Source organism: Rothia mucilaginosa, from assembly GCF_049990865.1.
Lineage (GTDB): Bacteria > Actinomycetota > Actinomycetes > Actinomycetales > Micrococcaceae > Rothia > Rothia mucilaginosa_I.
Genome location: NZ_CP188231.1, coordinates 1,150,226 through 1,170,491 on the forward strand (window position 1 = coordinate 1,150,226; position 20,266 = coordinate 1,170,491).

Annotated in this window: 8 protein-coding genes; all 8 read left to right on the forward strand. The window is 56.1% G+C overall.

From position 1 onward, the window contains the following. Positions 1-359 precede the first annotated feature (359 nt). Positions 360-3,587: a siroheme synthase gene (locus tag ACP3RB_RS04555; RefSeq protein ID WP_426698629.1), complete on the forward strand. Its 3,228-nt coding sequence runs from the start codon at positions 360-362 to the stop codon at positions 3,585-3,587. Positions 3,588-3,793: 206 nt separating this feature from the next. Continuing rightward, positions 3,794-7,045, forward strand: a complete 3,252-nt coding sequence (locus ACP3RB_RS04560) for an S-layer homology domain-containing protein (protein WP_426698630.1) — start codon at positions 3,794-3,796, stop codon at positions 7,043-7,045. Between the two features lie 238 nt (positions 7,046-7,283). Next, on the forward strand, positions 7,284-9,350 hold the full coding sequence (locus ACP3RB_RS04565) for an S-layer homology domain-containing protein (RefSeq protein WP_426698631.1): 2,067 nt from the start codon (positions 7,284-7,286) through the stop codon (positions 9,348-9,350). 348 nt (positions 9,351-9,698) lie between these two features. Beyond that, on the forward strand, positions 9,699-11,783 hold the full coding sequence (locus ACP3RB_RS04570; RefSeq protein WP_426698632.1) for a peptidase: 2,085 nt from the start codon (positions 9,699-9,701) through the stop codon (positions 11,781-11,783). Positions 11,784-12,202: 419 nt separating this feature from the next. Continuing rightward, positions 12,203-14,035 (forward strand): S-layer homology domain-containing protein, encoded by a 1,833-nt coding sequence (locus ACP3RB_RS04575; RefSeq protein ID WP_426698633.1) that lies wholly within the window; start codon positions 12,203-12,205, stop codon positions 14,033-14,035. A 451-nt stretch (positions 14,036-14,486) separates the two neighbouring features. After that, the gene (locus ACP3RB_RS04580) at positions 14,487-15,368 is read left to right on the forward strand and encodes an S-layer homology domain-containing protein (RefSeq protein ID WP_070629587.1); all 882 of its coding nucleotides are present in this window, start codon (positions 14,487-14,489) and stop codon (positions 15,366-15,368) included. 361 nt (positions 15,369-15,729) lie between these two features. Continuing rightward, positions 15,730-17,676: a gluconolactonase gene (locus ACP3RB_RS04585; RefSeq protein ID WP_426698634.1), complete on the forward strand. Its 1,947-nt coding sequence runs from the start codon at positions 15,730-15,732 to the stop codon at positions 17,674-17,676. Between the two features lie 336 nt (positions 17,677-18,012). Further along, positions 18,013-19,977: a gluconolactonase gene (locus tag ACP3RB_RS04590; RefSeq protein ID WP_426698635.1), complete on the forward strand. Its 1,965-nt coding sequence runs from the start codon at positions 18,013-18,015 to the stop codon at positions 19,975-19,977. Positions 19,978-20,266 lie beyond the last annotated feature (289 nt).

Consider the following 20,266-nt stretch of genomic DNA (forward strand, 5'->3'; position numbering starts at 1 on the left):
CCGTTTTTGTGTGCCCGTTTTCTGATGCTGGCGCTGCTGGGTGCCGTTTTTAGCGCTGGTTTTGTTTACAGTTTTGTTTCTCTGTTGTGTAGTTTTTTGGGGTCGGGCTTTGTATAAAACCGGGGGCGTAAATTTCGAATTTTTTGTCTTATAACTCTTATTGGAATGTTTTTCTCGTGTTTTCATTGAATGTCTAAGACGCGGATTGGTAGGCTGAAATTGCACTTCAGCATGCCGCCGCTACGGGTCCTCTACTATGTGGATTCGGTGCGGGTTCGGTGCGGTGGACTGTCACTCATTGATCCTCTCAACTTCTTTTCTCATTCGCCCTCTTTCATGTAGAAAATTCAGATTGGATAATGATGTCCTCTTTCTTTAAGCCTGTTCGTGGCACGCACCGAAGGGTTGCGGGTGCTTCCCTGGCGTTGGGTTTGTCTCCGCTGTTGGCTTTGACGCCGGTGGCGGCTCAGCCGGCGCCCGCCTCCCCCGCGCAGAACGCGCCCGTACAGAACACTCCCGCACAGAACGCGCCTGCCCAGAACAAACCTGCACAGGGTGATCAGCAGGATGCTTCCCTGCCGACCCTGCGCGTGTCCAGCGGTTCCCTCGACATTCTTCACGGCGGTACCGTGCACGTGGAGGGTACCGGGCTGAGCCCCGAGTTCTTGGCGCATCATGAGCTGCGTAGCCTCACGATTGCTCCGAAGGGCTCTTCGACCTACGCTAACCCCTACCAGAAGGTTGATCACCGCGGCCTTGTCTTTGACGCTCCGAAACCAGCTGCTGACGGCAGTTTCAGCGCTGACCTGACGGTTCCGGCGAATAGCCTCCCGGCAAACCTGGAGTACGAGGTCATTCTCACCTACCGCCCCGTAGACGATGCGCACCCCTATGCGTGGAACACTGAGGACCGCATCCGTACGGCGCTACCGGTGGAGTTCAACCTCCCGAAGGCTGTCCTTCCCTCCATCACCTATGATGTTTCGGCTATTTCTGAGGAGCAGATTGCTTCCGGTCAGCCGATTGAGGTGACGCTGACGGGTACCGGTTTTCAGGATGTCAGCTCTGTAAAATTCACCCTATCCGAACATGATGAGCAAGGAAAGGTCACGAACGATAATGTGGCTTCACTTGGTGAGCTGAAGGCGCCGGATACGGAAGAGAATCAGCGCATTTTCAAGGGCCTGATTCCTAACGGCTATTTCCAGAAGAAGGTCACTATCCCTGCGGGAGTTCTAAAGTCCGGTAAGGGGTATTCCCTGGGTGTTTCCGGTGTAGAAACCCACGGGTGGCCTAAGCTGACGCGTAAGTTCCCCTTCGTTCCGGTGGGCAATAATCCTGCGCGCATGGCGTATCAGGATAATTCGTTCAGGAATACCCTGCCGAAGGTATCCGTTGCTGCGCAGGATTTTGATCCGGGTCAGGACCGCGTCTATAAGGTGACTATTTCTAATATTTCACCCGAGGTGGACCTGGGGTACTACCTTGATTCTGTGTCGATTTATAACGCTACCTCTGGTGAGCAGGCACCCTTTGCGAGGAATGATGTAGCGGGCCAATACGATAAGCAGGATGAGCTGGTGACCCGCAACGCTGACGGCACTCTGACGGTGGAGGTTGAGTATAAGGTTCACGGTGATTCCTCCTATAGGCCTTCTTCTCGCGGTTCGATGGCTGAAGTGCGTGTGGTGTTCTCGGACTCTAAGTATTCGTACGGTAGCCATAAGTTCACGGTGAGCGCGCAGCTTCCGATGGTCCCTCCTGCCGCTGATGCTGTTGATTGGGAGAACCCGGCGAATGTTAAGTTGAAGGTCGATTCGGGGACCCTCAATATTTCTCAGGGTGGCACGGTGTCGGTGACGACTTCCCCGTTGAGCGCTGAATTCCGTCAGAAGTACGCTTTCTACGAGCTGGCTCTGGTGAAGCGCGGATCGGTGTACGTGTATGAGGAGCACCATAGTTATCCGCCCCTCAACGAGTACGGCGGGATGCTCAAGGACTTGGAGCATCAGGTGCGTGAGAACCCGGACGGTAGCCTCACCTACACGTTTAAGGTTCCCCCGCAATACCTTGAGGTTGCCAATGGTACGCTCTTCGATGTGGTGATGTCGTACTACCCGTTGGATGATTTTGAGCCGGAACCTTCGAGTAGGTCGAACCGTTTGTATGCCCGCGCCCATATTGATGTGGTTCAGGAAACGCAGCCGACCCGTGGGACCTACACCTTCAGTCAGTCCGCTATCGATAACCCGTGGAAGGATACGACGCTGCGAGTTGAGGGACGCCATGTCCTCTCCCAGGCTAGTGAACTGATTTCTAATGAGTCGCCGGTCGTCGCTATCTATGAGGCTGACCCTGCAACGGGAAAGATGGTGGGCCAGCCCGTGTTCACTCAGCAGGTGGACTACACGTACTCCGGGGTTAACTCCAGGTGGTTCCGCAATAACTATTTCAGCACGGAGCTGAAGATTCCTGCGGGTACGTTGAAGCCGGGCAAGCTCTACTTTATTGGTATGTATGGGGACGGGTTGCCTTACCCCGGCATGGAAGATTCTCCGGGTTCTATGCTGAATGATGTTGCGGAGTTCCTTCCGGTGCATTCCCCCAATCAGGAAACCGCACGTCCTGCGTTGCATCTTGGGTCGGTGAGGCTGAACCCGTACGCGAAGACGAACTCGTTTACGGCACGCGCTACCGAGCTCTATGCACCGGGTGAAGGATTGTACCGCCTCTCGGTGCAGCATGTTGATGAGCAGGGGCGTTTGAGCGGTCAGACGGTGTTCCAGCGGGCGATCCCCGCTGAGCGCATCAAGGACGGCAGGGTGGAGCTGAATCTGACGATTGATCAGCAGCTGAGCTATTCGGGTGCGTACCGTCTGGTCTTGGAGAAGGTCACCCCCGGTAAGGATGGTGCCGGCGAGTCGGTGGAGCAGCTTGCTGTCGAGGATATTCCCGTGAATCTGACGCATAAGGATGAGTTGCAGGCGGCTGAACGCTGGTTTGCTGAGCGTCAGATTCTGCCTGATCCTTCGCCGCAGTCCAAGAATAGCAATCTGACGCGCCGCGATGTGACGGTGGCGCTGTACCGCCTGGCGGGTTCCCCGAAGGTTGACCTGCCTGCAACCAGTCCTTATGCGGATGTGGCGACGAGCGACCCGGACTACGCCGCGTACATTTGGGCTCGCCAGAAGGGCATTACCTTCGGCTGGGTGGACGGCAAGTTCCACCCGGAGGTGAGCCTTTCGGCCCCGTCGACGGTGGCGTTCCTGTACAGGTATCAGAAGGCGGTGGGTCAGGCCATTCCGAAGGCGCCGACCTCTCCCTCGCTGCCGAAGAGCAGTAGCCTGCCGGGCAATAATGACGCGCTCCGGAGTACTACCGGCTGGGAGCATAAGGCTCTTAAAGGTGCCGCTTTCTGGAGTGAGGTTCAGTGGGCTGTTGATCACCGCGTGTGGGGTTACGCCGTGTGGGATCACGGCGTTGACAAGGAACACGTTTATGAGGGCTTTGATTATTCTTTCGTTTCCTCTGGTGATTTGGCGTTGATGCTGTACCGCATGGAGCACGGCGGCAGCCACCTCAAGTAGCGCCCGGTCGTAGTAACCGGTGGGTTGGAATGTTCGGATTAGTTCGGCTTTTCAGCCCGCCGGTACCGCCCCTCCTATTCGTTTCTCCAGAACGCTTCTTCTCCCCTGTTCGGGGTTTTCTTTTCACACTTTATCCGCTCAACTTTTTCACTCACTTCATCTACTCACTCGTTTCAATCACCGTACAGTTTTTTGTAGATGGGATTATGATGTCTTCATTCTTCACACCACGAGGCGCCCGGTGCCGCTCCACTGCCCCGCGCCGTTCAGCTACCCAGCATCACCCGGCGAGCACCCGCGCGCTCAGCCTATCGTTGCTGCTGGGTTTGAGCCCGCTTGCCGGTATTACTCCGGCGGCACTGGCGGCTCCCGAACACCCGGCGCAACCAGCACAGGCGACCCCCGCCTCTCCCGCTGCAGCTTTGAACCAGCGCCAGGCAGAAAACCAGCAGATTCCTGCAGCTCAGGGCGAGCAGACCAGTTCGCTACCGATTTTGCGTGTCACCAGTGGCACGTTAAAAATTGAGACTGGCGGCACGGTGCATGTTGAAGGCACCGGCTTCACTCCCGAGTTCTTGGCGCATCACGAACTGCGTAGCCTCACAATTGCCCCGAAGGGCTCTTCAACCTACGCCAACCCCTACCAAAAGGTCGATCACCGCGGTCTTATCTTTGACGCCCCAAAACCGGCCGCTGACGGCAGTTTCAGTGCCGACCTGACGGTTCCGGCAAATAGCCTCCCGGCCAACCTTGAGTACGAGGTCATTCTGACCTACCGCCCCGTAGACGATGCCCACCCCTACGCGTGGAACACTGAGGACCGCGTCCGTGCGGCGCTGCCGGTGGAGTTCAACCTCCCGAAGGCGGTGCTCCCCTCCATCACCTACGATGTTTCGGCTATCTCTGAGGAGCAGATTGCCTCGGGCCAGCCGATTGAGGTGACGCTGACGGGTACCGGTTTTCAGGATGTCAGTTCCTTGAGTTTCACGCTGTCTGAGCAGGGAACAATTAGGACCTACAGCGTGGCTTCTCTGGGCGAGTTCCAGGCGCCGGATACGGAAGAGAATCAGCGCATTTTCGAGGGCCTGATTCCGAACGGCTACTTCCAGAAGAAGATCACTATCCCTGCCGGAGTCCTGAAATCCGGTAGGGGGTATTCCCTAGATGTTTCCGGTGTAGAAACCCACGGGTGGAATAAGCTGTCGCGTAAGTTCCCCTTCGTTCCTGTGGGCAATAACCCCGCGCGTATGGCGTACCAGGATAATTCGTTCAGGAACACTCTGCCGAAGGTTTCTGTGTCTTCCCCGAACTTTGATCCCGGTCAGGACCGCGTCTATAAGGTGACTATTTCTAATATTTCACCCGAGGTGGACCTGGGGTACTACATTGACTCTGTGCGGATTTATAACGCTACCTCTGGTGAGTCCAAGCCTTTCGCGGTCAACGATGTGGCGGGCCAGCACTACAAGCGCGACGAAATCGTAACCCGCAATGCTGACGGCACCCGTACGGTAGAAATCGAATATAAGGTTCAGGATGATGACGGGTTCTACCCCTCTCACGTGGGCTCGACGGCAGAAGTTCAGGTAACGTTCTCGAACTCTGAGTATTCGTACGGTAGCCATAAGTTCACGGTGAGCGCGCAGCTTCCGATGGTGCCGCCTCCCGCTGATACGGTTCGCCCGGTGAACCCCGCAAACGTGCAGCTGAAGGTCGATTCGGGAACCCTCAATATTTCTCAGGGCGGCACGGTGTCGGTGACGACTTCCCCGTTGAGCGCTGAATTCCGTCAGAAGTACACCTTCTACGAGCTGGCTCTGGTGCGACGTGGATCGGTGTACGTGCATGATTGGCGTAATAATAATCCGCCTCTCGACCAGTACGGCGGGTTTCTCAAGGATTTGAAGCATCAGGTGCGTGAGAACCCGGACGGTAGCCTCACCTACACGTTTGAAGTTCCCCCGCAGTACGTTGAGGCGGCGGACGGCGAGCTCTTTGACGTGTTCATGTCGTACTACCCCTCGGATGTAAATGAGCGGGATTTGTTGAGTCCGATATATCGTATTTACATCCGCGCCCATATTGATGTGGTTCAGGATGCGCAGCCTACCCGCGCGACCTACCGTTTCAGCCGGTCTGCGATTGATAACCCGTGGAAGGATACGACGCTGAGGGTTGAGGGTTGGCACGTCCTCTCGCAGGCTAATAACTTCGCGGGGGATGGTGAACAGCCGGTTCTCGCCTTGTATGAGGCTGACCCGGCAACAGGCAAGATGGTGGGTCAGCCCGTGTTCACGCACACGCTGAAGTTCACTAACCAGCAGGATAACTACGGCACGTTCCGTAACAACTACCTCAACACGGAGATGACGATTCCGGCGGGTACGTTGAAGCCGGGCAAACTGTACTTCATGGGCGTGTACGGTGGCGGGGTGCCTTACCCCGGCATGGAAGATTCTCCGGGTTCTATGCTGAATGATGTTGCGGAGTTCCTTCCGGTGCATTCCCCCGATCAGGAGTCTGCACGACCCACGCTGCACCTTGGGTCGGTAAGTTTGAGCCCGTACGCGAAGACGAACTCGTTTACGGCACGCGCTACCGGGCTCTCTGCACCGGGTGAAGGATCGTACCGCCTCTCGGTGCAGCATGTTGATGAGCAGGGTCATTTGACCGGTCAGACGGTGTTCCAGCAGGCAATCCCGGCTGACCTCATCAAGGACGGCAGGGTGGAGCTGAATCTGACGATTGATCAGCAGCTGAGCTATTCGGGTGCGTACCGTCTGTTTATGGAGAGGGTCACCCCCGGTAAGGATGGTGCCGGCGAGTCGGTGGAGCAGCTTGCTGTCGAGGATATTCCTCTGAAGCTGACGCGTGAGGGTGAGTTGCAGGCTGCTGAACGATGGTTTGCTGATCGTGAGATTCTGCCTGGTCCTTCGCCGATGTCCTGGAATAGCAATCTGACGCGCCGCGATGTGACGGTGGCGCTGTACCGCCTGGCGGGTTCCCCGAAGGTTGACCTGCCTGCAACCAGCCCTTACGCGGATGTGGCAACAAGCGACCCGGACTACGCCGCGTTCATTTGGGCTCGTCAGAAGGGTATTACCTTCGGTTGGGCGGACGGCAAGTTCCACCCGGATGCGCCCCTTTCGACCTCGTCGACGGTGGCTTTCCTGTACAGGTATCAGAAGGCGATGGGTCAGGTCACGCCGAAGGCGCCGGCCTCTTCTTCGCTGCCGGGTAACCAGGATGCGCCCCAGAGTTCCGGTGGCTGGCAGCATAAGGTTCGTGAGGGTAGCGCTTTCTGGCGTGAGGCTCAGTGGGCTGTTGATTACCGCATGTGGGGTTACAGCGTTGACGGGGAATACGCCTATGAGGGCTTTGATAATTCTTCCATTTCCTCTGGTGATTTTGCGTTGATGCTGTACCGTATGGAGCACGGCGGTAGCCACCTCAGGTAGCGCCCGATCGTGGTGAGGAGTGACCGGTGGGCTGGAATGTTCGGCGTAGTTCGACTTTTCAGCCCGCCGGTGCAGCCTCTGTTCCTCCCCTCCCCAGCGGCTTCTCTTGCCTGACATCAGGATTTACGGGGCTTCTTCTCCCCTAGCCTGGCTTTTCAGACTATATCTGCTCGACTTCTTCGCTCGCTTCATCTACTCACTCACTTCAATCACCGTACAGTTTTTTGTAGATGGGATAATGATGTCTTCATTCTTCACACCACGAGGCGCTCCGCCTCACTCCGATACCCCGCGCCACCCGGCGAGCGCCCGTGTGCTCAGCCTGTCACTGCTGCTGGGTTTGAGCCCGCTTGCCGGTATCACCCCGGCGGCACTCGCAACACCGACCCAGGCGGCACCTGAGCAACAGGCGCAACCAGCACAGGCTGCACCCGCCTCCCCCGCACCGTTACCCCCTGCTGCCCCTGTAGCTGAGGATAAGAAACCTGATAACCCGGTTGGCCTGAAGCTCACCTCGGGCACCCTCAATATTTCTGAGGGCGGCACTGTTTCCGTGACCACTGCGCCGCTGAGTGCCGAGTTCCGCGCGAAGTACACGTTGTATGAGTTTGGCATTGTGGAGCGCGGTGAGAATTACTTCTGGTCACAATACGGCAACCCCCTTCCTGAAGCGCAGTACGGCAGCAAGGTTGCCGACCTCCGCGCTGAGGGTAAGGCCCACGATAATCCTGATGGGAGCGTCACGTTCACTCTTGACATCCCGAAGCAGTGGATGATGGTTCCGGAGGGAACCCTCTTCGATGTGGTGTTGACCTATTACCCGTCCGGTAAGCCTGACCCGCGCGACTATCCGTATGAAGATCTTCGTAGCACGGCGCGAATTCCTTTGCCCACGGTGCGCGACCCTGAGCCTGATCAGCCGACGTACCGCTACAGCATTTCGGCGATTGATAAGCCGTGGCAGGATACGACTCTGACGGTTGAGGGCTACCATATTCTTCCCCCGAATATCGTAGGTGGATACGACAGCCAGGCATACGTCACTCTGTATGAGGCAGACCCGGCTACGGGAAAGATTATGGGACGCCCTGTGTTCTCCCATGTTGTTCCGTTGACGGGCAACTGCTTGCATCACTGTACGGGTTTCCGCAATAACTATTTCGGCACGAAGATGACGATTCCGGCGGGTACGTTGAAGCCGGGCAGGCTCTACATGATTGGCATCTACGGTTCTAATCTGCCTCACCCGGGCGAGGAGGACTATAACGGCAGCTTGCTGACCAGTGTTGCGCAGTTCCTTCCGGTGCGGTCGGGGCAGCCGAGCGATAACCAGCCGAATCCTGACCAGCCTGTAGCGCGGCCGGATTTGTACATTCCGCATAAGCGCATCAACCCGTATCAGGAGATGAATACTCTCACCGCCCGAGTCTCGGGTCTTCCGAAGCTTACCGAGGGCTATTACCGTTTCTCGGTTCAGGCAACGGATATTTTTGGCGAGCTGACCGGTGAGAAGGCTTTGGAGCAGGTTATTCCCGTTGAGCGCATCCACGATGGTGCCGCTGAGGAGACGCTGAACGTCCCCGGTAGCGCGCTGAATTATGAGGGGTCTTACAGGGTTGTTCTGGAGAAGGTAATCCCTGGCAAGGATGGCGCCGCGGATGCGGTCGAGCCGGTGGCTTCTGAGAATCTTGATCTCTTGGCGAATACTGCTGAGGAGCAGAAGGCGGCTGTCGAGTGGGTTAAGCAGCAGGCTCTTTTGGACGAGAGTAAGACCGTTTTGAGTCGCCGCGATGTGACGGCGGCGCTGTACCGCCTGGCGGGTGCACCTCATGTTGAGCTACCTGCAACCAGCCCTTATGCGGATGTGGCGACAAGCGACCCGGACTACGCCGCGTACATTTGGGCTCGTCAGAAGGGCATTACGTTTGGCTGGGCGGACGGCAAGTTCCACCCGGAGGCGAAGCTTTCGATGCGTTCTACGTTGGCGTTCTTGTACAGGTACCAGCGGATGGTCGCGCCGGCTCCTGCGCCGGAGTCGAGCAGTTTGCCGTCTTCGTCTGTGCCCAAGAACAGTAGCGTGCCGGGTGATTCTCCGGTCCGGGTTTCGCGTTCGCATTGGTCCGATTATGAGCGTACGGATACTGCATTCTGGCGGGAGTCGCTGTGGGCTACTCAGCAGTTCATCTGGGGTTATAAGGATTATTCTCGCCGTTACGCTGAGGATTTCAGTTCGGATACTGTTTCTTCTTCGGAGTTGGCGGTCATGCTGTACCGCCTGGAGCACGGCGGCAGCCGCCTCAAGTAGTTGCCCTGAAGTAGTTATTTGAGAGTCGCCTCCTGCGGCCACGCAACCTGATGCTATGTTGCTTTACAATCGGTGATGGCGGGCTGAAATTTCGGGCTGATTCGCCCGGCTTTTCAGCCCGCCAGCACTTTCGCTAAGACGCACTGTGCGCCCCCTTTTCTACTCAACTTTTCGTTCCTTTTCACCGTTCATTTCTCCCCTTCCACTCAACGTTTTCCCTCACTCACTTCAATCACCGTGCAGAAAACCACCGTGCAGGAAACAACCGCGTAAAAAGCACAGTGCAGAACATTAGATGGGATAACCGTGTCTTCCTTCTTCCGACCAACCACCGCTCAGGGTGCTAAGATGCCCGCACTAAAAGCCTCTGCCCAAAATGCCCGCACTCTAAAGACTCAGGGCAAGAAGGCAATCAGCCTCTCCCTGTTGCTGGGCATGACCCCGGCGCTGGCGGTCACCCCTGCTGTGCATGCTGATGCGGCACCGGCGAAACCCGCACAGACTGCTCAAGCGGCCCCTGTTCAGGTAGGCGCCGCCTCCCCTGCCGCATCGCTGCAGGCAACCCCCGTACCCGGTGCCGCTACCGACGCTACCGGTATTAGCGATGCTGACAAGATTGATTTGAAGGTCACCACCGGCACTCTCAATATTTCTCAGGGCGGCACGGTGTCCGTGACGACTTCCCCGTTGACCCCCGAGTTCCGTAAGAAGTACAAGCTCTTCCAGTTCGGCCTCGTGAACCGTGGTACCGGTTACGAGTGGTCCCGTACCGGCGAGGCAACCCAATATCCGCTGCACCGCGGCAAGGTTGATCATCTTCGAGATGAGGGTATTGTCCGCGACAACCCGGACGGGAGCCTCACCTTCACCTTTGAGGTCAAGAAGCAGACCATCCCGGCTAGCCCTTCGCCTGCCCTTGACGTGGTGCTGACCTACTATCCGGCGGGTGAGCGCGAGCCGAACGCCGATGAGTATGAGGACCCCCGCCTTACTGCCCGCACTCCGCTCAGCCTGACTCAGGACCCTGAGCCGGATCAGACTACTTACGTGTACAGCATGCCGGCGGTCGATAACCCCTGGGTTGATACGCAGCTGACGATTGAGGGCTACCATATTCTCTCTAAGCAGCTTGTTGAGCCGGGGAGTGCCCCGGCGTATCTGATGCTGTATGAGGTTGACCCTGCAACGGGAAAGATGGTGGGCAAGCCTGTTTTCACCCATAAAGTTCGTTATACGGATTGCGGTGAATACTATTGCTGGAGTTTTCTCAACAACTATTTCTCTGCGGATGTGACAATTCCTGCGGGTACTCTGCGACCGGGTAAGGCGTACATGATTGGTGTCTACAGCGGCCTCTTCCCGGATCCGGATGAGGAGAAGGTACCCGGTAGCCTTTTGACGGATGTTGCCCCGTTTATTCCGGTGCGCTCGCCTGACTCGAACGCCGAGATGAAGGATGCTGCCCCGGTTCTGCGCGTTGAGCCGCAGCAGATGAGCCAATATCGTTCTGACTCACCGCAGGTGAGCCCCTATTGGGAGAAGAACACGTTGCAGGTGCGTGCCGTGAATCTGCCGAAGCTCACTGAGGGCCATTACCGTTTCTCTATGCAGGCTACGGATGCTTCTGGCAATCTGACGGGTCAAAAGGCGTTGGTGCAGGATATTGCGGCTGACCGCATCCAGAGCGGTTACACGGAGGCTACGCTCACTATTCCCGGTGAGACGCTGAATTATCAGGGCGGTTATAAGCTGGTGGTGGAGAAGGTTCTTCCCGGTCAGGGTGGTGCCGCGGATTCTGTGCAGCAGGTTGTTTCTACTGACCTTGGTTTGGTGGTGAACGCGTTTGAGGAGCGTGAGACTGCGAAAAGGTGGTACAAGGCTCAGCAGCTTCCTAAGTCAGAGTCCTATTCTTCTGAGAATTTGACGCGCCGTGATCTGACGGTGGCGTTGTACCGCCTGGCGGGTTCCCCGAAGGTTGAACTTCCTGAGACCAGTCCGTATCCGGATGTTCAGCCTGATGACCCGGACTATGCAGCGATTGTGTGGGCTCGTCAGCAGAGCATTACGTTCGGCTGGGTTGATGGTGGGTTCCACGCGGATGCACAGATTTCTGCTCGCTCTATCGTTGCGTTCTTGTACAGGTATCAGCGTTCGCATGGTAAGGTGTCGCCCATCTTGCCGACTGCCGCGCCCCAGCCTCGTAATGGCAGCTTGCCTGGGTCGAAGGATTCTGAGCTGAGCACTAAGTATTGGGCTACGGATTTAAGCGAGGGTAGCGCTTTTTGGCGTGAATCTCGGTGGGCTGTGCAGCAACACATCTGGGGCTACGCCGAGAATTGGCTACGCGAGGACTTTACCTGGCCGCAAACGACCACCTATGATTTGGCGGTCATGCTGTACCGTATGGAGCACGGCGGTAGCCACCTCAGGTAGCACCCGGTCGTGGTGTTAGCCATCTTGGTTGGCTTTCGTCAAATAGGCGACTTTATGGCTCTGTTTATGTGCCATTTTTATTGTGGGTGACTTTTATGTTGCCTTACCCACCGCATTGTGAATATTCTCAACCTGCAGAGGTTGCATAGGTGCGAATTTTTCGAATGCGGTGGGTTTTTTGCGCTTTCTTTTTTGTACAGTGACCAGTGTTTGTGCTTATCAGCACACTATTTAGGCATATTTTCCACGTCATGCACATACTTTTTAAAGCTATACTTCACCTTAAGACATGCGATAAAACACACAGGCATTTTTCGCACTGATGACCTTTCAGGTTCCAGCACGTCTTAACTATTTGCTACGGTGTTTATGCGCACCACACTCGATGCGTGACACCGATAAAAACTGATTGGATAACAATGTCCTCACTTCCCAACCACATGCGCTTTGCGCTACCCAAAAATGTGGCCAAGAGCAGCTGCGCCATCACCCTGGCTGGCGCTATGCTCTTGCCTCTCTCCCCCGCGTTTGCCGCACCTGCTACTCCGGTAGCAGCCGAGGCTGTTGCGCCGGGTGAGGTTCAGGGTGCCCAGCGCCTGCAGGTTACCTCCGGCACTTTTGATATTCTCAAGGGCGGCAACGTGACGGTTAGCGGCTCCGGCTTCTCCAAGGACTTCGTTAAGGGCAAGTCGTTCCGCCTGTACGTTGTTCCGAAGGGTGAAAGCGTCGCTTTCCCGCCGCACCACCCGCGTGATTACCCCTTCTATGTTCAGGATGTTCCCGCGTCCGCTTTTGCGGCTGACGGCACCGTGAACCTGACCGCTTCTATCGGCGCTAACTATCTGGAGGCCAATGGCTCGTCCTTCGATGTTGTGCTCGGTTACCGCGATGACGCTGAAGACGGCTGGATTCCTGCGGATGAGGTTCGTACTGAACTGAAGGTTGCGGATGTTCCCGCCGTTGATTCCCCGACCCTGTCGTACAGCGCTTCGTCGGTGAATGCTTCTGAGAACGCTAAGGTCACTGTGAACGGTGCTGGTTTCCAGAATATTTCGTACAACGGTAGCGAGTCGCTGATTGTTGCGGTTCGTGCGGTTGATCCGGCGACCGGTAAGGCGACCGGCCCCGCACTGGCTCAGTCGGAGGCTAAGTTCACCTCCTACTCTGCTTTCTTTGGTCAGTACATGGGTTACACCAACGGCCGTTTCTCGACTGTTCTGGACATCCCGGCGGGCACCCTGAAGTCCGGCAACTCCTATGTTGTGCAGACTTTCGAGTTCAACGTTCCGGAAGATAACGATGAGGCGAACAGCCAGGCGCTGAGCACTCAGGCGTTTGTTCCGGTGAACGGTGAGAACGTTAAGAAGGCCTCTCCTTCGGTTTCTTTGAGCACTGACAAGGTGGATCTGAGCTCTTCGACCACTATCCGTGTGAAGGGTAAGGATTTCGACGTCCCCGCTGGTGCTACCGTGAATGTGCTGTTCTCGGCTGCTGAGGCTGACGGCAACCCGACCGGTGAGGCTCTGGATAGCATCACTCTGAACGCTGACCGTGTGGCGACCGGCGCGTTTGAGACGACCGTTAACGTTGACGGCACCAAGCTGGATGAGGATAGCCACTACGCTATTTTTGTAACCATCAACTACGCCGATGGTCAGCGTGAGCGCATCGCGGCTGATTACCTGACCCTGACCGGTGAGTCTGCGAACAAGAAGGCTCGTGAGCGTTTCGCTGATGTTCCGGCTGCTCACGCGAACCACAAGGCTGTTCTGTGGGCTGCTGATCAGAAGCTGATTGATTCTCGCGAGAAGGATTGGTTCGGCGTTAATGATGATGCGACCCGCGGCGAGCTGACTGTTGCACTGTACCGTATGGCTGGTTCCCCGAAGGTTAATCTGCCGGCTACTAGCCCGTACCCGGATGTGAAGGCCGATGACCCGAACTACGCTGCGTACATTTGGGCTCGTCAGAAGGGTATTACTTTCGGCTGGTCTGATGGTAAGTTCCACGCGAATGCGTCTGTGTCTAACGCTACTGTTGCGGCGTTCCTGTACCGTTTTGATGGTAAGAAGTCGGTTGCTGCGACTGAGGCGCCGTACACCGATGTAAAGGTCGGCTCTGCGTTCTACCGTGAGATTACTTGGGCTAAGCAGCAGAAGCTGCAGGTTTTCCCGGGCTCTGAGTACCACCCGTCTGCGCTGGTGAGCCGTGGTGAGCTGGCTGGTTTCTTGATGAACTACAAGGTCCGCTAGGGTTTTGCTAGTTCACTGGGTTTAGCTTCTAGGTTCTAGAGATTATGCCGGGCTGGCGGCGATGAAACGTTGGTTTTATCCCGCCGGCCCGGCTTTTCTGTGCCATTGCGGGGTGTTTATGAGGTGTCTGCAAGGTATCTGTAGGGGCGCGTGCGGGACTGTCGCCCGGTGCTGTTCCGCGGTTTTTCGAGGTATTTTTGCCGGCTAACACGCTAATGTGGGCTGTACCGCATGTGGGGCGCACCTCATGCGGTACCCGCTATTGGGCGGATTTTTGGGGTGCTCCACTCCCCTTTTTAAGAATGTTCTGTGGAGTGTAAATTAATATTTTTCAAGCTGTGGTTTATGCTTAGGACTGTTGCGCCCCCTTGGTGCGCACCCTTATCCGGCTGGGTGCGTAGAACTAGAGGGAGCCCATCACACACCGATACATCAACCACATTGAGGATTTATGTCCCAGGATTTTAAGCAGTCGACTGATACTGCCCATAATTCTTCTGCACCTCTGCTGGCACCGGAGGGCACCCCCGAGGCTTCTTCTCAGGCTGAGTCGAAGAAGCGTAAGCGCCGCCGTATTGAGCTGGCTGTTGGCGCTGTGGCGCTGGCGGGTGTTTTGTATCTGCCGTTCTCACCTCTTTTCTCTTTTTATGATCCGTCGGAGGCGCGTCTTTCTTCGGCGGATACTGCTGCGCCGGCGACCGCTTCGGCGACTTCTACTTCTGCTCTGGTGTCGAGTTCTTCGACCCAGGGCCCGAAGATTCTGCGTCCGTCCGTGACCGCGCCGGATGCGAACACTATTTTTGCTGATGCCCCTGAGGATTCTGCGTACTATGCGGGTATCCGTTGGGCTGTTCGCACCCAGACGATGGAGCCGGTTTCTGAGGACCAGTTTGGTGCTGAGGATCCGGTGACTCGTGGCGAGTTGATCACCATGTTCTATAAGCTGGCGGGTTCGCCGGCGGTGACTCGTCCGGAGCATTCGCCGTATGCGGATGTTGATGAATCTGACCCGAACTATGATGCGTACCTGTGGGCGCGTCAGGAGCGTATTACCTCCGGCTGGGTTGATGGTAAGTTCCATGCGGAGGCGCACCTGTCGAATGCTTCCGCTGCGGCGCTTCTGTACCGTGCTGATGGTGCGCAGAAGATTCAGATGTCGGGTACTTCCCCGTTTAGCGATGTTTCGTCTGCGACTCCGTTCTACCGTCAGATTGTGTGGGCGTCTCGCCATGGCGTGTCGACGGTGTCTGAGGGTAATGCTTTTGAGCCGACGACTCAGACCTCTCGTGGTCGTATTGCGATGATGATGTACCTATATTTCCGCACTTCCTAGTTTCTGTGCTTCGTTTTAGCGCTTTGCTTTAGCGTGTTTGTCTGCCCCGCACTCCTGTTTGGGAGTGCGGGGCCGCTCGTATTTTGAGGACTGTGCGCGGGGCTGTCTGGGGTTGGAGCTACTTGGGTTTGGTGCTATCCGTGCGCGGCATCATGCACGCAATGAAATATTTCGGAAGGTTCAAGTTTTTCTTGAGTAACGTACCAATTTCTACTTGAAGGTTTGTTAGGGTGAGAGTGTTTCCTGAACCGATGGGGACACTCAACCACTTCTCATTGGGTTGGCGCAGATTCGACGGATATTTCTCATTCCTATTTAGAACCTGCATCGGCGCAATGGACATGACCGATAAGGAATGTTTATGTCCGCTCTTCCGAACTCTAAGTCTTCACTCCTGTATGCAACTCGCAGCTGCAGTGCACTGGCGCTGGCGGGTGCGATTATTCTGCCGGTGACTCCGGCGCTTGCCCAGAATGCTACTGCAGATATTCCTGCAGCGGCTGGTTCTCTGCCGGGTGATCGCGTCCGTGAGAATCCCACTGATACTTCTGATGAGTTCTATCCTCACTTGAGCTACAACGCGTTGAAGAATACTGATAAGGATCAGGTTCTGGACTTCTGGGGTTGGGGGTTTGAGGGTGATTTTAACTCCCCGAAGGGTGTTCAGGTTGTTGTGCGAGAGGTGGGTTTGAACTCCCCGGTTCTGGTGGTTAGCGACATCGTTGAATATAACCACGAGAATCTGGCTTTCGCTTACCAGAGCGGCTACATCCACGGTACGGCGAAGATTCCGGCAAACACCTTGGATAAAGAAAAAGATTATGTTATCGAGGTGTGGGGTAACAACGGCTACGAGGGCGACGAGTTTATTACCCCCGTCGTGGGTCAGGCACCCGAGGGCCGCGGTACCCTGCTTGCTACCCAGGAGCTGGATTTCGAAGGCTCTGACGGCACGACAGCTGCGGATATTCCGGGTAAGACCCCGCAGAAGGTTACGTTCAGGTACCGGTACGACGGCGAGGATTCGTATCTGTACACCGCTGAGGGCGGCACCATCCATGTGAAGGGTTGGGGCTACACCAAGGAGTGGCGTGATAAGCACGGCAAAGTAGTGTTTTATATTGCTACTTCTCGGGGTGTTCCTGACGACGGTGATTTCCTACCCGCTAAGGATGTGTTGCTCCGTTTTGAGGAGGGTAAGGATTTCACCATTGCTGAAAACGGCACCCTGAATGCTCAGTTGAGGGTCAAGCCCGGTGAGCTGCAGAACTACTACGAGCCTCGCGTCCCCTTCCCCGGTGCTCCGAGTTACGAGAAGCGTTATGAGGTGAATTATGAGATTGGCATGTTTACCGAGAAACAGGGTCAGCCCCCGCTGACCCTTGATGATCTGCGGGCTGGCAAGAACGTGCTGTTTCATAGTGCGCTGTACACTCAGGCGTTCCGACCCAGCCCGTTTGCTCCCAAGGTGGAGTACAAGGCTCTGGGTGATACTACCGCTGATCAGAACATTTACTTCTTGGGTACCGGCTTCTACGGCCAGTTTAACTTCTCCAGGGGTGTTCAGTATGTGATTCGTGAGAAGGGCTCAAACACCCCGGTTCTGGGGACGAGCGACATTTTTGAATATAACCACCCTAGCCATATTTCTGAGTTCAAGAACGGCAAGGTACGCGGCGTCGTGAAGGTTCCGGCGAATACTCTGGATCCGGCGAAAAAGTACGTGGTGGAGGTTTGGACTAACAACGGCTACAAGAACGGCGAGAATGCCGGCCCTGTGGTGGGCAAGGCACCTGAGGGTCGCAGTGAGCTGTTGGCTTCTCAGGACCTGAACTTCAAGGGGTCTGACGCTGATGAGGGTAAGCAGCCCAGCCTGACTGATGAGCAGCGTAAGGAACGCGCTACCCGCGGCGAGCTGACGGCGGCTCTGTACGCTCAGGCTGGTAGCCCCAAGGTGAACCTCCCGGTAGTCTCCCCCTGGCCGGATGTAAAGACCACCGACCCGAACTACGCCGCTTACGTGTGGGCTCGCCAGAAGGGCATTACTTTCGGCTGGTCTGATGGTAAGTTCCACGCGGATGCCGGCATTTCGAACGCTACGGTTGCGGCATTCACCTACCGTGCAGCGGGTTCCCCTACCCTTGATCATGACTGGCACTCGTACACTGATCTGACCCCGGATTCTGCGTTCTTCCGTGAGATTGTGTGGGCTGGTCAGAACAAGGTTGCGCTGAGCACCAGCGGCACGTTCAATCCCAAGCACATGGTGACTCGCGGTGAGCTGGAGGTTCTGATGATGGCTTTCTAGGTTCGCTAAGATAGCCATCTGAATAACCCCGCGTTCCCGAATGGTTTTTCTGTTCGGGAGCACGGGGTTCTGTTTTCGGGGTTTAACGTGCTGAGTTTTAGCGTGCTGGGTTCAGTTTTTAGCGGCTGGTCAACCTGGGAAAACCCTCAGAACCTTCAAGTCTCTCTTGAGTGTTTCCTGACATCTGTTCAGCCCTTTGATAGGGTGAAATTGTCCCCGAAATTGACGGGGACATTCGACCACTTCTCATTGGGTTGGCGCAGATTCGACGAAGATTTCTCACTCCCCTTTTAGAAACTGCATTGGCGCGATGGGTTCGACCAATAAGGAATGATTATGTCCGCTCTTCCGAATTTCAAGGCTTCGTCCTTCTTCCGTGCAGCACGGGGTTGCGGTGCATTGGCGCTGGCTGGCGCGATGGTTTTGCCGATGTCTCCTGCGCTTGCTCAGAATGTTGCCGCGGATGCTCCTGCGGCGGCTGTCGCTGGTTCCCTGCCGGATGATCGCGTCCGCGAGAATCCTGTTGCTACTTCTGATGAGTTCGCTCCTCATTGGCGCTACAACGCTTTGAAGGATACCGGTAACGATCAGGTTCTGGATTTCTCTGGTTGGGGTTTTAACGGTGACATTCAGTCCCCCAAGGGTGTTCAGATTGTTGTGCGTGAGAAGACCCTGAGGGCGCCGGTTCTGGCAACCAGCGACATCATCGAGTACAACGACCCCGAGTATGCGTTCCAGTACCAGCATGGGCTCCTCAACGGTAACGTTAAGATTCCCGCTAACACCCTGAATAAGGCAAAGCAGTACGTTGTCGAGGTATGGGGCAACAACGGCTACCAGGAGGGTAGCGAAGACCTGGTGACCCCCGTTGTTGGCAAGGCACCCGAGGGCCGCGGTACTCTGCTCGCTTCTCAGACGCTGAACTTCAATGGTTCTGACGGCACGACGGCTGCGGATGTTCCGGGCGCTAAGGCCACCCAGGAGGACGCTCCGACGTTCGAGGTTCTGTACGACGGCAAGGCTCAGCTGCTGTACACCTTTGAGGGCGGTACCGTCCACGTGAAGGGTTCGGGTTTCACTAAGGAGTGGCGTGAAAAGCACGGCAAGGTGGCGGTTTACCTGGCCGCTTCTCAGGGTGTTCCCGACGGTAGCCTACTGCCCGCTGATGATACGCCGCTGCGTTTTGAGGAGGGTAAGGACTTCACCATTGCTGAGGACGGCACCCTGGATGCTCAGCTGACGGTCAAGCCGGACGTGCTTCAGCGCTACTATGAGCCTCGCTACTACTTCCCCGGTATCCCGACTTACGATGTGCGTTACGAGGTTGACCTGGTTGCTGAGCAGCAGGGTCAGCCCCAGCTGACCATTGAGGATCTGTGGGCTGGCAAGAATGTGATTCGCCGTATTGCGGTGCAAACTCAGGCGTTCCGTCCCAGTCCGTTTGCCCCCAAGGTGGAATACAAGGCTCTTGGCGATACCACCACTGATCAGGACATTTACTTCTCGGGTACCGGTTTCTACGGTGAGATTCACTCCGTCAAGGGTGTTCAGTATGTAATCCGTGAGAAGGGTTCGAACACCCCGGTTCTGGCGACCAGCGACATCATTGAGTACAACCACCACGACCGTGCCTTTGAGTATGTGAACGGTGTAGTGAACGGCACCGTGAAGGTTCCGGCTAACACCCTGGATGCTTCGAAGAAGTACGTGGTGGAGGTCTGGGCTAATGACGGCTACAGTGAGAGCGGCGAGTTCCTTGCCCCCGTTGTAGGTAAGGCACCTGAGGGTCGCGGTGAGCTGTTGGCTTCTCAGGATCTGAATTTCAAGGGCTCTGACGCTGTTGAGGATAAGAAGCCTAGCTTGACCGATGAGCAGCGCAAGGAACGCGCTACTCGCGGCGAGCTGGCGGTGGCTCTGTACCTTCAGGCTGGCGCGCCCGAGGTGAAGCTGCCGGAAGTCTCTCCGTGGTCGGATGTGAAGACTGACGACCCGAACTACGCTGCGTACATTTGGGTTCGTGAGAAGGGCATTAGCTACGGCTGGTCGGACGGCAAGTTCCACGCGGATGCTGGCATTTCGAATGCTACCGTTGCGGCGTTCACTTACCGTGCGGCGGGTTCTCCTGCGGTGAAGGGTGATTCTCCCTATGTGGATGTTAAGCCTGGTGCTCCGTTCTATCGTGAGATTCTGTGGGCTAGCCAGAATTTGCCTACCGTGTACGGTGGTCAGTATTTCATTCCTAAGCAACTGCTGACTCGCGGCCATTTGGAGACTGTTCTGACTGCTTTCCAGTCTCGCTAAGCTGGCTCTGCTTATCGACTAGTTACCTGAAGAACCCCGTGTTCCCGAGCAGGTTTTCTGTTCGGGAACACGGGGTTCTATTTTTGGGTTCTGTTCTCGGGGTTTAGCTTGCTGAGTTTAGCTTGCTGGGTTCAATTTTTAGTGGCTGGTCAACCTGTGAAAAACCTCAGAACTCTCAAGCCTCTCTTGAGTGTTCCCTGACATCTACCTGAGGGTTTGCTAGGGTGAAAATGTCCCCGAAACCGACGGGGATAATCGACCACTTTCTCACTGGGTTGGCGCAGATTCG